The sequence below is a fragment of the Paralcaligenes sp. KSB-10 genome (assembly GCF_021266465.1).
Classification (GTDB): domain Bacteria; phylum Pseudomonadota; class Gammaproteobacteria; order Burkholderiales; family Burkholderiaceae_B.
This window is the reverse complement of sequence record NZ_CP089848.1, coordinates 2,385,791-2,399,032: the sequence shown is the minus strand read 5'-3', so window position 1 is coordinate 2,399,032 and position 13,242 is coordinate 2,385,791. Positions and strand designations below refer to the sequence as shown.

The following is a 13,242-nucleotide window of genomic DNA, read 5'->3' as shown; positions in this document are numbered from 1 at the left end:
ATCAAGGCGAAAAAAAAGCACCTGCATGATGTAGATGCTTGATTTCACTGAATTCTTTGGCGGAGCGGACGGGACTCGAACCCGCGACCCCCGGCGTGACAGGCCGGTATTCTAACCAACTGAACTACCGCTCCGCAGCGGTGTATACATAAACCAAAGCAGATTTTTTGAGAAAAATCTGGCGTCCCCTAGGGGATTCGAACCCCTGTACTCACCGTGAAAGGGTGATGTCCTAGGCCTCTAGACGAAGGGGACAGGACGAAACAGCGTTGCATTCTAACATATTGAATGCAGGTTCTTCGGATAGACTGGTGGAGGTAAGCGGGATCGAACCGCTGACCTCTTGCATGCCATGCAAGCGCTCTCCCAGCTGAGCTATACCCCCAAAATTTGGTGCGTCTAGCGAAGAGGTGAGATTATGCATGAAATTTTGGCGGCGTGCAAGTTGCCCCAAGCCTACCATGATTTGACCGCGCGCCAAGGCGGTAACGGCGGTGGCGGGAGGCATAGGGCTATTCAAATAGCGTATGCGACGCTCGTGCCGCTTGTGTGTAAATTGCAGGTAGCGAGAGCTTGCGTTGGGCCAGGCGCTCGGGGCGCAACGCTATCAGAAAGTCCTGGCTGTCGCTGCCGCGCGGCAGCGCGCTGCCTGGCTTAAGCGCCAGCAAAGTAATAATGCGCTTGCCGATCTGCGCTCCTATGCCTTCGGCAGAAGGAACGACCGCGAGTGCGCCGCCGCCCTCCACAAAAGGTACGCGTACGCCGATGACCAGCGGTTTGGATTCATGTTCGGTCCAGGTCGAGAGTAGTTTGTTGTCGACGGGATGAGCATCCGTGGCCGAGAGCGGCAAGCCGTTGAAGCTTAGCGCGATGAGTACGTCGGCATCTTGATTTGCGGCGTGTACCGCGGCTTTCCACGCGTCGAAATTGGGCACTAGTTGCACGTCGACCAGGCGGTTGGGCGCCCAGATGAAGTCTTTCACTTGCTCGCGCTCGGCCCTGCCCGTTTCGTCGTCCATGCCCAATACACGAATGCGCACCGACTGCCGGCGCAGGTAGCGCAACACATCGTTAATCTCCGCCAGCGGCAATACTTCTCTGATGCCGGTGGCGTTTGCGGCGTCAGGGTATCCGAAGTGGGAGGGGTGTTCACTCGTTGCGTATATGATACGCATGCCGGCGTGGTTCACATAGTTGCGGCCTACGTATTTCTGGGCCTCTTCGCCTATTGGTACCAGGATATTGGGCCGGTAGGTGTTGATGACGTGCTCGGCTTGTTTTGCGGCATCGCTCCAGTCTATTTTGTCGGTCTGGTCGGTAAACGCCATATATTGCCAGCGAATCGAAATGGGCGTCCGGTTTTGGGCCAGTTCGCGGTTTATACCCTCGTTGACCGCTTGTTCCCATTGACCCGTTTCGGTGTAGCTGTGCAATATCAATATGCGTGGCTTGTCGTGGTTGAATAGGCTCATTGCGGCAAAGAGCAAAATAACAAGCAGCCCGGCAAATAGCAGTGTCAGTCGTGATTTCATCGGAGAGATATCAAGAATGTTTCAGTGGGATATCGATGGCGCTTCAATTCAGTCCCAGCCAGTTCCAATAAGGAATTGAAGCGTACGCCAGCAGCACACGCAGAGGGTTTAGCCACCATATATGGCGCATGAATATCGATTCGCTGCAGCGCGCTTGCAGGCCGTTGTTTTTTGCCTGGGTATACGTGGACATCTGGTGCGGGAAAAACCAGATATCACTGAATAGCGACACCAGGAACATGACTATCCAGGGGTGGATGCCTTGCTCGATGCCCATTGGCAAGAGCATGGCCAATGCCAATAGCATGCCCGCGGTCAGTGGCAGAACAAGCCGTATGACGACGGTTATCGCCAACGCCAACAGAATGAACCAGCCCAGGTGGCCATGAATCCAGTCAAGCTTGTTGCCTATGGCGTTGATCAGCAAAGGACTCAGGCCCAGATAGTTGATGGCGCGGGTCAAGCCATCAAGACTCAAAATGAAAAAGAGCATGGGCCAATCGATATTTTGCAGGAAGGCCCTGCGGTCGAACAGGCCCAGCGCCAACAGGCTGACCAGAATAAAACCCGCCAGCCATGCCGTAAGCGACAGATATAGTTGCGGGAACGCAGCGCCCAGCAGAAACGCCACGAAGGCGCACAAGGCCAGCCATTCGCGGCTGTCCAGCGGACCCAGCAGTCGCAATTGCACTACAAGGCGTTCGCGAGGCAAGGGTCGGGCTTCCTCATTTGAGGAATATAAAAAACGCATGGCGAGCAGGTGACAGGCCAGCAGGCCAATGGCCACGATGGCCGCGGCGACCAGCCAGTGGGAACCCTGAAACTGCAGTTGCACCTGGGTGGGCAGCATGGTGAAGGCGGCCAGATGAGCCGATTTGCTGGTGAGCAGCAAGGGGGCAAACAGTGTGGCGCCCATAAAGGTGGCGATCATGAGTGCGGTGGCTTCGCGACTCTGTTGCGGTGCTTCGATGTTGTTGTCCATTTCGCGATAGAGCGGCAACAGCAGCGCCAGGCGGGCGCTGTCGGAAGGAACCATGATCGACAGCAGCATGCCGAAAAAGGTTAGGGCGGTACGATGCCAGAACGGTCGGTCGGGTGCCTTGAGCAACAGCCAGAGCATGAATCGGTAGACCAGGCCCGAACTCAGCAGCACGGCCGAGATGGCGTAGACGCCCAGCAATAACAGAAATGCGGGCGAGTAAAACCCGGCCAGGGCGATTTGCGCCGGCACCAGGTTGATGAACAGCATTGCCACGAGGGCAATCAGGGGGGGGACGAACTCATCGACCACGGCGAACAGCCACATGGTGGCTGTCATGGTGAGCAGGGCAAGGTAGATGGCGCTGTGTTGCGGCAGCGCATTCTGCATGGCTGCCAGATAGGCCAGGGGCGGCAGCGCCAGCGTTGCAAGCCAGCCGATGCGTTGTTTCATCGGCATAGAGGAGCGCTCGATTTTGATGGTCGGGCGTTCTTCCATTACCACTTTGCCCATCTGCGCCGCCAGACCGATCAAGGCGGCCGATTGCATCTCGGGCCGATGCGCGGACAGGGCCCGCAGCGCCGTTCGTGTGATGCGCAGCGCAACGAGCGGCGTGGTGGCCCGCGCGGTGCGCAGGTAGCAGGCATCGTCCGCAAAGGCTTCATCGCCAAACGCTTCATCGGCGCATCTATGCCAGGTGTCGTGTTCGGCCTTGAGCGCGACTTCGCCCGATAGTATCCAGTAATAATAAGACGCCTGGACGCCCGCCTGAAAAATCTCCGTGCCGGCCGGAAACTCGCATTGAATCGTACCTGCCAGCAAGCGGGCCAGTTCAATTTGCGTGCAGTCGGTAAATAGTGCGTTCTTGCGTAGGGCAATGGCGAGAGAGGCCTGCATACATACCTGCATCCAGAGTTACGTCCTGAAACAACGCGAAACAGCGACTATGGTAAACAAATAACGGCGGTTCAGATACTCCTAATTTTTTGGCACAGTGAATTAGCGGAGAGATGGCATCCGCAAGTGGTGCTCCTGCAACAAGACGGTGCCGCTACGGGCGCGGTTCGTCGGGGATGCGTTTGCGCAAGGCCCATCCCAGCAGCAGGAGCAGACAGGTCCAGACAATGATCGGCCAGTCGCCCCATCGTACATAGGGAGTAAGGCCGCTGGTACCCTGTACTTCGACGTCCAGCACGCCTTTGTGCATGGGGTCGAGTACCGCGCGTACGGTGCCTTGGGGATCGATCGCGGCGGTCATGCCGGTATTGGTGGCGGTGATCATGGGGCGGGCGGTTTCGAGCGCCCGCATGCGTGAAATCTGCAGGTGCTGGCGCAGCGCCCAGGAGTCGCCAAACCAGGCCAGGTTGCTGATATTTACCAGGATATTGGCGCCGGGGCCGGCAAGCTCGCTGTCCCGTACAGACTGGATGATTTGTTCGCCGAATACATCTTCGTAGCAGATATCGGGGGCGATGGTCTGGCCTTGGATATTGAACAGGCGCTGACGTACCGGGCCCCGGTCGAAGTCGCCCAATGGAATTTGCAGCATGTCCACGAACCAGCGGAAGCCGTAGGGTATGAATTCACCGAAAGGCACCAGGTGGTGCTTGTCGTAGCTCATATCCAGGGTACCCATTCCCAGGCTGGACAGGGATGTATTTGCCGTAAAGGCGATCGCGCTGTTGGTGTAGCGGTCCCGGCCGTTCACGGTTCGGTGCAAGGGGATGCCCATGAATATGGTGGCGCTGCGTTCTTTGGCGATATGCAGCCATTGTTCCCATACCTGGGGGGCAACCCGGTCCTGGAAGACCGGCATGACGGTTTCGGGCAGTACGATCAGGTCGGGGGCGCCATCGGGTTCTTTGGGCGGAAGCGCCGCCAGGCGCATATAGGTTTCGATGCCCTCGTGCATCAACTGCGGATCGAATTTTTCCGACTGGGGAATATTGCCTTGCACCAGGCGCATGATCATGGGCTTGCCGTGAGGCTGCGACCAACTGATGTGGCTGAGCAGAATGCCGATCAGACCTGTGACGATGGCGGCTCCCACCGCCACGGCCGCTGATGCGTCATTCTGATTGTCCTTGGCGCAGGCCAGCAGGGCGATGGCGCCCGCGGCAAAGGCCGCAAGCCAGCTCAGCCCGTAAACACCGGTGACGGGCGCCCAACTGGCAAGTACGCCTTCGACGTGCGCATAGCCAATATTGAGCCAGGGAAACCCGGTAAACAGTGTGCCGCGCAGCCACTCCGTCGTCGTCCAGCATGAGGCCCAGACGGCTGCGATCAGCAACTGCCAGCGGTAGTTGGAGACTTTGCCGAGATGCCCGGCCGATAGATAGCGCGCCAGTGCGCCTGCCAGCACGAAGAACAGCGCCAGGAAGGCGGCCAGAATGAGAATGCCTGCCGCGGCGAGCGGAGCGGCCAGCCCGCCGTAAAAATGCAGGCTGATATACAGCCAGTACAGGCCCAGCGCGAAATTCCCCAAGCCGAACCAGAAACCGGCCATTGCGGCTTGCCCAACGCCGCTGCTGCGAAACGTAACGCAGGCCAGTGCGGCCAGGCTGAAAATCTCGACGAAAGGCAATGTCCATGAAGGCAGGGGCCCTGGCGCAAACGACAAGGCATGGACGGCTCCCAGGATAAGCAGGCCGATACCGCGTAGCCAGGGATTTCGTGCTTGATTCAAGGTCTTACGCCGCCTGGCCGGGGGTGGAAAGCTGAGTTGTGTCGTCGTGCTGGACATGCAGCCACAGCGCGCGTTTTGCGTCGGCGCCGACCACGGTGATGGTCAGCCCCTGCGAGGCAATGCTGTCGCCGCGGCGAGGTATGCGCCCCAGTTCGGCCGCCAGCCAGCCGCCGAGCGTGTCGTAATCGTCGTGGGGCAGGTCGGTGTTGAAAGTACGGTTGAAGAACTCGATCTCGGTGATGCCCATGACACGCCAGTTGTTCGTGCCTGTCTGGAAAATGGTTTTTTCGGCATCTTCGTCGAATTCATCTTCGATTTCGCCTACGATTTGTTCCAGCACGTCTTCCATGGTGACCAGGCCCGATGTACCGCCATGCTCGTCTATGACGATCGCCAGGTGGTTGCGGCTGCTGCGGAATTCGTGCAGCAGCACGTTAAGGCGCTTGGTCTCGGGAATGAATACCGCCGGGCGCACCAGCGGCCGCAAATCGATGGACGGCTTGGTCAGCGACAGCAGCAGGTCCTTGGCCAGCAGAATACCCACGATATTGTCGCGATCGGTTTCGTAGATAGGAAAACGCGAGTGGCCGGTGTCGATGATTTCGGGCAATAGCTCGGACAGGGGCTTGCCGATATCGAGCATGTCCATTTTGGATCGCGGCACCATGATGTCGGCGACAGTCTGGTTTGCCACTTCGAGCGCTCCGGAAATCATGGCGTACGACTCACCGTCGAGGACTTGCCGGTCGTGAGCCGCCTCGAGTACCGCTTTTATATCTTCTCGATCTTCCGGCTCGGGGCGTATCAGTGCAGCGAGTTTGGCGAATAAAGACTTGGATGAGGTTCGCGCCGGGCGGGGCTCGGCATCGGGGGGGCTAGGATCTGGCATTGTCCACAGGACGAGTTTCAAGGAGTTTCAGCATAACCGAAATTGGGTTTTCGTTTATGAATTTTGTGGTTCGTAAGGGTTGGATATGCCCATTTTCCGGAGAATCCGGGCCTCCAGGGCTTCCATTTCCAGGGCTTCGTCCGGATCGATATGGTCATGGCCCAGGGCGTGCAGGACGCCGTGTATGGTCAGGTGCGCGGCGTGGTGCAGCAAGTTTTTCTTTTGCTCGCGGGCTTCGCGTCGCAGCACCGGAATGCACAGAACGATGTCGCCGCTGAGAGTGCCGTCGGGGCCCAGGCCGTATTCAAAGGTGAGCACATTGGTGGCGTAGTCGCGTTCGCGAAACTCGCGGTTAAGCCGTCGCCCCTCGCGCGCATCGACCAGGCGCAGGGTCAGGGCCATGCATTGCATGGCGGGATCCAGGCCGGGTGCGACCGCCTCGATAGCGTGCTGGATCCAGCGGCGCAGGCGCCAGCGCGGCAGCTCGGCCATGGCAACGCCGTATTGCACGGCCAGGGCAAGCCTAACTGACATGATCGCCGGCCCGTTCGTAGGCATCCACAATGCGGGCGACCAGAGGATGGCGCACTACGTCGCGGCTGGTGAACCGGGTGGTGGCTATGCCTTGTACCGAGCTCAGCACGTCGACCGCGTGGATCAGGCCGCTGGCCTGGCCGCGGGGCAGATCGACCTGCGAGGGATCGCCATTGATGACGGCCTTGCTGCCGAAACCGACGCGTGTAAGAAACATCTTCATTTGTTCGGGGGTGGTATTTTGCGCTTCGTCCAGAATCACGAAGGCGTGATTCAGCGTGCGGCCGCGCATATAGGCCAATGGCGCGATCTCGATGGTTTGCTTTTCGAACAGGCGCTGCACGCGCTCGATCCCCATCAGATCGTACAGGGCGTCGTAAAGCGGACGCAGATAGGGGTCGACTTTTTGCACCAGGTCGCCCGGCAGGAATCCCAGCCGCTCGCCGGCTTCGACGGCGGGCCGGGTCAATACCAGGCGCTGCACGGTTTCCCGCTCGAGCGCATCGATGGCGCAGGCAACGGCCAGCCAGGTTTTTCCGGTGCCGGCTGGCCCGATTCCGAAGGTAATGTCGTGGTGCAGTATTTGGTTCAGATAATCGCGTTGGCGCGGAGTGCGCGGTCGCAGATCGCTTTTGCGGGTTCGCAGGATGATGCGGCCATCGTCTTCGGGCGGCAGTTCGGGCGCGGCGGCAGGCGTTGCTGTGGCCGTCGCTGGAGTGGCTTCTGCGACCGGGCCTGCGCCAAGCTCGACCAGGCCCAGTTGTATGTCGTCGATCGACAATGCCTGGTGTACCGCGCGGCGATGAAACCATTCAAGAGCCTGGCCGGCCGCCTGGGCCTGCTCGCCTTCGATGGTAACGTGATTGCCCCGCCGTCCTAGTTTGACGTTCCAGCCGTCGGCAATCTGGCGCAAGTTTTCGTCCAGCGGCCCGCAAAGATTGGCCAAGTGGGTATTGTCGCCGTCGAGAGTAACGGCAACAGCTGTCTTGTGGCGGTGGTGGGCACGGCTCATGCACGGCCTTGCGCGGGCGATTCTGCGATGAGTATTTCACCCTTCAGGGTATTGGTAAGAGCCTGGGTGACGCGGACGTCGGCCATATGCCCGATCAGGCGCGTCTGGCCCGCGAAATTGATGATGCGGTTGTTTTCGGTGCGGCCCATCATCTCGTTCGGATCGCGGCGCGACGGCCCTTCGACCAGTACGCGCTGGGTGCCGCCTATCATGGCGTGGCTGATGGCCGCGGCCTGTTCGTTGACCAGGGCCTGGAGCCGGTGCAGGCGCGCCAGCTTTTGCTCTTTGCTGGTGTCATCCTGCAGATCGGCGGCGGGTGTGCCGGGGCGGCGTGAATAAACGAAAGAGAATGATTGGTCGAAACCGACGTCGCGGATCAGCGCCATGGTTTTTTCGAAGTCGTCCTCGGTTTCTCCGGGAAAGCCGACGATGAAGTCCGACGACAGGGTCAGGCCGGGGCGGGCGGCGCGCAGGCGGCGCACTATCGACTTGAACTCCAGCGAGGTGTAGCCCCGCTTCATGGCGGACAGCACCCGGTCGCTGCCGGCCTGCACGGGCAGGTGCAGGAAAGGCACCAGCTTGGGCAGCTTGCCGTGCGCCTCGATGAGCCGCGTCGTCATTTCTTTGGGGTGCGATGTGGTGTAGCGTATGCGTTCGATGCCTGGAATTTCGTGCACATACTCGAGCAGCATGGCAAAGTCGGCGATTTCGGCGGAATCGCCCATGGGGCCGCGGTAGGCGTTGACGTTTTGTCCCAGCAGCGTGACTTCGCGCACGCCCTGGTCCGCCAGGTCGGCGATTTCGACCAATACGTCATCGAAGGGGCGCGAGATTTCGGCGCCCCGGGTATAGGGCACGACACAGAAGCTGCAGTATTTGCTGCAGCCTTCCATGATCGACACAAAGGCGGTGGGGCCGTCGACGCGGGCAGGTGGCAGTGCGTCGAATTTTTCTATTTCGGGAAAACTGATATCGACTTGCGAACGTCCCGATTCCCTGCGCTTGGCGATCAGTTCGGGCAGGCGATGCAAGGTTTGTGGGCCGAAGACGACGTCGACGTAGGGCGCGCGCTTGACGATTTCCGCGCCTTCCTGGCTGGCCACGCAGCCACCCACGCCTATTAGTAGATGCGGCTTGGTTTGTTTCAGGTGCTGCACGCGGCCCAGATCGGAGAAGACTTTTTCCTGGGCCTTCTCGCGCACCGAACAGGTATTGAACAGAATGACGTCGGCTTCTTCCGGGTCCTGGGTAATCTCCAGACCCTGGTCTTCACGCAGCACGTCCGCCATTTTTTCAGAGTCGTATTCGTTCATCTGGCAGCCGAAGGTACGGATGAACAGTTTGCGTGTCGGCGTGGAGAGGGCGGAGGCGCCGGCAGGGTGCACGGCGGAAGGCAGTGTGGAGGTCGCGGTTGCGCCGCTGCGCTTGATGGGGGTTTCTTGCATAGTTGTGGCCGTAACGGGTGTATATCCCGGGGGCAGTAGGTAAAACATAGCATTTTACCCGATAGCAGGGGCGGCGTCGGATGCGATGTGTGTTGCGCTTCAATAAACGCAAGGGGCGCGGGGCTTGGCGCTATTAGTGCGTTTTTGGTTCGAGTGGGTTACGGCGTTTGAGTGTTTACGGGATTCGATGTTTTGGTGGCTTTGGTATATAAAGACGCCGTCTATCGGGGCTTGGGGTCAGGGCCGGCACGGCGTGCTTGATCCGGATCTACCTCGTCCAGGCGGGCGTCGGGCCAAACTCGCTACGCCGCTGGCGCGGCTACGCTCAAACATGGCCCGCCGAAAGCCCCCGCCTTCCCTACGGTAGCATCCGGCGCACGCCTTACGCCGGTCCTGACCCCAAGCCCCGATAGACGGCTCGCGTTGTGGCATGCCTGGAATGAACTTGCCGACTCAGCGTATACCTCGATGCATGACCTCAACGCAAGCCGCAGGGTGGGCGGTGCTGTGTAGTCCGGCGGTAGTCCAGCGCCGGGTGCTGACGAAGGGAAGGCGGGGGCTTTCGGCGGGCCCTGTCTGAGCAGTGCCTCGCGTGCGAGGCACTGCGAGTTGGCCCGACGCCCGCCTGGACGAGGCAGACCCGGGCAGTCGGGGTGCGTAGCACCACGACCGCTGGACGTGCCGGACTACACAGCACCGCCCACCCTGCGGCGTCTTTATAGAAATACTTCCGCAGCAACACAGCCCAAAGCCACAGACCAAGCCTAAAAACAGCTCGACACGAAAGTCACTGAAACACGCTCAGCGCTGTAAACCACCTGAACCGAAAATGCCTTAGCCGAGCTCGGCCTTGGGGTCGTCTTTCTTGACGGCCTTGACCAAGTCTTCGCGCTTCACGCCCATCCACATCGCAAGCGCCGCGGCCACGAACACCGACGAATAGATACCGAACCAGATACCGATGGTCAGCGCCAGCGAGAAATAATGCAGTGTCGGCCCGCCAAAAAAGAACATGGAAAGCACCATCATTTGCGTCGAACCGTGAGTAATGACGGTACGTGAAATCGTCTGGGTAATCGCGCCGTCGATAATCTCGCGCACGGGCGCCTTGCGCTGCTTGCGGAAGTTTTCGCGGATCCGGTCCATGATAACCACGGATTCATTCACCGAATAGCCCAGCACCGCCAGCACCCCGGCCAGCACCGACAGCGAGAATTCCCATTGGAAAAACGCAAAGAATCCCAGAATAATCACCACATCGTGCAGATTGGCTATGACCCCGGAGACCGCGAACTTCCACTCGAATCGCATCCCCAGGTAAATCATGATGCCGACCACCACGCACAGCAGCGCCATCAGGCCGTTATGCACCAGTTCCTGGCCCACCTGCGGGCCAACGAACTCCACGCGGCGCAGTTCCACATCGGGGTGCAGGGCCTGCAGGGATTTCAAGACGGTTTCGCTTTGCACGGCCGAGGTTTGTCCGGCACGCAAAGGCAAGCGGATCATGACATCGTGCGATGTACCGAAATTCTGCACCTGGAAATCGGAATATTTCAGCTTGTCGACCGCGCTGCGGATATCATCGACCGGGGCTGTCTGCGCGTAATGCACCTCCATGACCGTACCGCCGGTAAACTCGATCGAAAGATGAAAGCCGCGCGTCACAATGAAAAATACGGCAAGGATGAAAGTGACCAGGCTGATCAGGTTAAGCACCAGCGCATTGCGCATGAACGGGATGGTGCGGTGGATTCGGAAAAATTCCATGTTTCTTCTTGCCTAATTCGTAGATAGTGCGGCGCGGCATTGCGCGCCGCCACAGAGCTTAGTTCTTTTTGGGCTTCCAGATCTGGCCGATCGAAATGCTTTGGAGTTTGCGCTTGCGCCCATACCAGAGATTGGCCAGCGACCGGACTCCGACCACGGACGAGAACATCGAAGTCAGGATACCTATGCAGTGCACCACCGCGAAGCCGCGGATCGGGCCTGTGCCGAAAGCCAGCAGGGAGAGGCCGACAATCAGTGTGGTGAGGTTCGAATCGAAAATGGTATCCCAAGCCCGTTCGAAGCCCAGGTTGATCGCCTGCTGCGGCGAGGCGCCATTGCGCAGTTCTTCGCGTATCCGTTCGTTGATCAGCACGTTGGAGTCGATGGCCATGCCCAGCGTCAGCGCAATGGCCGCGATGCCGGGCAAGGTCAGGGTGGCTTGCAGCATGGAGAGTACGGCCAGCAGCAGCAGTACGTTGAAAGCCAGGCCCAGGGTCGAGAATACGCCGAACAAGTGGTAATACAGAATAATGAAGATGGCGATGGCAAGAAAACCGTACAGGGTCGAATCGAAGCCCTTGGTAATGTTTTCGGCGCCCAGGCTTGGGCCTATGGTGCGCTCTTCAATGATATTCATGGGGGCGGCCAGTGCGCCGGCGCGCAACAGCAGCGAGGTGTCGGCGGCTTCCTGGGGCGACATGCTGCCGGTAATTTGAACGTGCCCGCCAGGAATTTCGCTGCGGATCACGGGGGCAGTCACCACTTCGCCCTTGCCGTTTTCAAACAGGATGATGGCCATGCGCTTGCCGATATTGTCGCGCGTGACGTCGCGGAAGATGCGTGCCCCCTTGGCGTCCAGGGTCAGGTTGACCGAGGCCTGCTGGGTTTGCTGATCGCGTCCGGGCTGGGCGTCTTGAAGGTTTTCGCCGGTCAGGATGACCTGGCGCCGCACGAGGATGGGATGTTTGTCGCGATCGTTGTAGCGCTCGAGCCCGAAGGGTACGGTACCCGCGCTGAGGGCGGCCATGGCGGTGGGAGAGTCGTCCACCATGCGGATCTGCAAGGTCGCAGTGCGCCCAAGAATCTCTTTGGCCTTGGCCACGTCCTGGACACCCGGCAACTGCACCACGATGCGGTCGGCTCCTTGCTGCTGAATGATGGGCTCGGCCACGCCCAGTTCGTTGATGCGGTTATGCAGAGTGGTGATGTTCTGCTTGATTGCGTTGGACTGGACCAATGTCGTGGCCGCATCGGTGAGTTTGGCTATCAGGGGAAACTTGCCGTCGTTGGACGGGGCATCGGTAAATACCATGTCGGGCATGCGCCGGCGCAGGTCCGAGGTGGCGGCATCGCGAGCCTCGGCACTGTCGAACTTGGTCACGATGGACAGATCGACACGATCGACGCTGGCGTTCTTGATATTGTTGTCGCGCAGGTTGGTACGGACGTCGCTGGCGAGCGAGTCGTAGCGGCCCGTCAGGGCGCCATGCATATCGACTTGCAGCAAAAAGTGGACACCCCCGCGCAGATCCAGGCCCAGGTACATGGGATTGGCGCCCAGCGACGAAAGCCAGTTGGGCGAGGCGGACACCAGGTTCAGCGCTACTGTGTAGCCGGGATCGGAAGGATCCGGGTTGAGGGCTTTCTCAATGGCGTCTTTGGCCTTGAGCTGTATATCGGTGGTTGCAAAACGCACCCGAATCGTGCCGCTGGGGCCATTTTGTTCAAAATAGGCGCCTGTTGACTCGATATGCTCGCCTTGAAGTATGGCCTCGACTTTCTTGAGGACGTCGTTGTCGACTTTGACCGTCGATTTGGCGCCGGCAATCTGCACTGCCGGCGATTCACCGAAAAAATTGGGCAGCGTATAGAGCAACCCTATGATTACGGCGGCAAGGACAGTAAGGTATTTCCAGAGAGGATAACGGTTCATTGTCGATCAACAGACTAAAGCGTGAAAACAAGCCCGGATCGGGATCCGGGGTACGAGTGCCGCGCTTACAGCGCCTTGATGGTGCCTTTGGGCAATATCGTGGTTATGGCTGTTCTTTGCAGGACAGTTTCAACGGGCTTGTCGGCCAGGTTGGCGATTTCAAGGGTGATGTAGCTGTCGCTGACCTTGGTGACTTTGCCCAGCATGCCGCCCGAGGTAATGACTTCGTCGCCTTTGGACAGCGCCGCCACCATGTTGCGGTGTTCTTTCTGACGTTTCATCTGCGGACGAATCATCAGGAAGTAAAGAATGACGAACATCAAAATGATGGGCAGCATGCCCATCAAGGCATTTTCCCCACCAGCGGCACTGCCTGTGGCTTGAGCGGTAACAAGTTTAAGGGTGTCAACTGCGAGCATTCGTAACTCCTGAAATTTTTTAATTAACTCTCTATTGTAGCGA

General features: G+C 59.1%; 10 protein-coding genes and 3 tRNA genes. All 13 read right to left on the bottom strand.

The genetic code is table 11. The features are described from left to right. Positions 1–57: 57 nt before the first annotated feature. Positions 58–134, bottom strand: a tRNA-Asp gene (locus LSG25_RS10865). 45 nt (positions 135–179) lie between these two features. Then, positions 180–255 (bottom strand) — tRNA-Glu (locus tag LSG25_RS10860). Positions 256–309: 54 nt separating this feature from the next. Beyond that, a tRNA-Ala gene (locus LSG25_RS10855) sits at positions 310–385 on the bottom strand. A gap of 127 nt (positions 386–512) precedes the next feature. Then, the gene (locus LSG25_RS10850; RefSeq protein ID WP_232740957.1) at positions 513–1,532 is read right to left on the bottom strand and encodes a hypothetical protein; all 1,020 of its coding nucleotides are present in this window, start codon (positions 1,530–1,532) and stop codon (positions 513–515) included. Between the two features lie 43 nt (positions 1,533–1,575). Next, a complete protein-coding gene (locus LSG25_RS10845) occupies positions 1,576–3,408 on the bottom strand; it encodes an SLC13 family permease (RefSeq protein WP_232740956.1) in 1,833 nt (610 codons plus the stop codon). A 154-nt stretch (positions 3,409–3,562) separates the two neighbouring features. Beyond that, the gene (gene lnt / locus LSG25_RS10840; protein ID WP_232740955.1) at positions 3,563–5,197 is read right to left on the bottom strand and encodes an apolipoprotein N-acyltransferase; all 1,635 of its coding nucleotides are present in this window, start codon (positions 5,195–5,197) and stop codon (positions 3,563–3,565) included. Between the two features lie 4 nt (positions 5,198–5,201). Continuing rightward, positions 5,202–6,086, bottom strand: a complete 885-nt coding sequence (locus LSG25_RS10835; protein WP_232740954.1) for an HlyC/CorC family transporter — start codon at positions 6,084–6,086, stop codon at positions 5,202–5,204. A 54-nt stretch (positions 6,087–6,140) separates the two neighbouring features. Then, a complete protein-coding gene (ybeY, locus tag LSG25_RS10830) occupies positions 6,141–6,620 on the bottom strand; it encodes an rRNA maturation RNase YbeY (RefSeq protein ID WP_232740953.1) in 480 nt (159 codons plus the stop codon). Next, entirely contained in the window at positions 6,610–7,632 is a 1,023-nt protein-coding gene (locus LSG25_RS10825; protein ID WP_232740952.1) for a PhoH family protein, read from the bottom strand. Before LSG25_RS10825 ends, ybeY begins: the two co-directional genes overlap by 11 nt. Continuing rightward, entirely contained in the window at positions 7,629–9,077 is a 1,449-nt protein-coding gene (miaB, locus tag LSG25_RS10820; RefSeq protein WP_232740951.1) for a tRNA (N6-isopentenyl adenosine(37)-C2)-methylthiotransferase MiaB, read from the bottom strand. The genes LSG25_RS10825 and miaB overlap by 4 nt, the downstream gene beginning before the upstream one ends. 834 nt (positions 9,078–9,911) lie before the next feature. Then, on the bottom strand, positions 9,912–10,847 hold the full coding sequence (gene secF / locus LSG25_RS10815; RefSeq protein WP_232740950.1) for a protein translocase subunit SecF: 936 nt from the start codon (positions 10,845–10,847) through the stop codon (positions 9,912–9,914). A 58-nt stretch (positions 10,848–10,905) separates the two neighbouring features. After that, entirely contained in the window at positions 10,906–12,780 is a 1,875-nt protein-coding gene (secD, locus tag LSG25_RS10810; protein ID WP_232740949.1) for a protein translocase subunit SecD, read from the bottom strand. 65 nt (positions 12,781–12,845) lie between these two features. Further along, positions 12,846–13,199, bottom strand: a complete 354-nt coding sequence (gene yajC / locus LSG25_RS10805) for a preprotein translocase subunit YajC (protein ID WP_232740948.1) — start codon at positions 13,197–13,199, stop codon at positions 12,846–12,848. Between the last annotated feature and the right edge of the window lie 43 nt (positions 13,200–13,242).

Excerpts from the sequence above, each read along its gene's own strand:
- LSG25_RS10825 (WP_232740952.1), bottom strand. The coding sequence starts at position 7,632 with ATGAGCCGTGCCCACCACCGCCACAAGACAGCTGTTGCCGTTACTCTC.
- LSG25_RS10835 (WP_232740954.1), bottom strand. The coding sequence starts at position 6,086 with ATGCCAGATCCTAGCCCCCCCGATGCCGAGCCCCGCCCGGCGCGAACC.
- ybeY (WP_232740953.1), bottom strand. The coding sequence starts at position 6,620 with ATGTCAGTTAGGCTTGCCCTGGCCGTGCAATACGGCGTTGCCATGGCC.
- LSG25_RS10845 (WP_232740956.1), bottom strand. The coding sequence starts at position 3,408 with ATGCAGGCCTCTCTCGCCATTGCCCTACGCAAGAACGCACTATTTACC.
- yajC (WP_232740948.1), bottom strand. The coding sequence starts at position 13,199 with ATGCTCGCAGTTGACACCCTTAAACTTGTTACCGCTCAAGCCACAGGC.
- miaB (WP_232740951.1), bottom strand. The coding sequence starts at position 9,077 with ATGCAAGAAACCCCCATCAAGCGCAGCGGCGCAACCGCGACCTCCACA.
- secD (WP_232740949.1), bottom strand. The coding sequence starts at position 12,780 with ATGAACCGTTATCCTCTCTGGAAATACCTTACTGTCCTTGCCGCCGTA.
- secF (WP_232740950.1), bottom strand. The coding sequence starts at position 10,847 with ATGGAATTTTTCCGAATCCACCGCACCATCCCGTTCATGCGCAATGCG.
- LSG25_RS10850 (WP_232740957.1), bottom strand. The coding sequence starts at position 1,532 with ATGAAATCACGACTGACACTGCTATTTGCCGGGCTGCTTGTTATTTTG.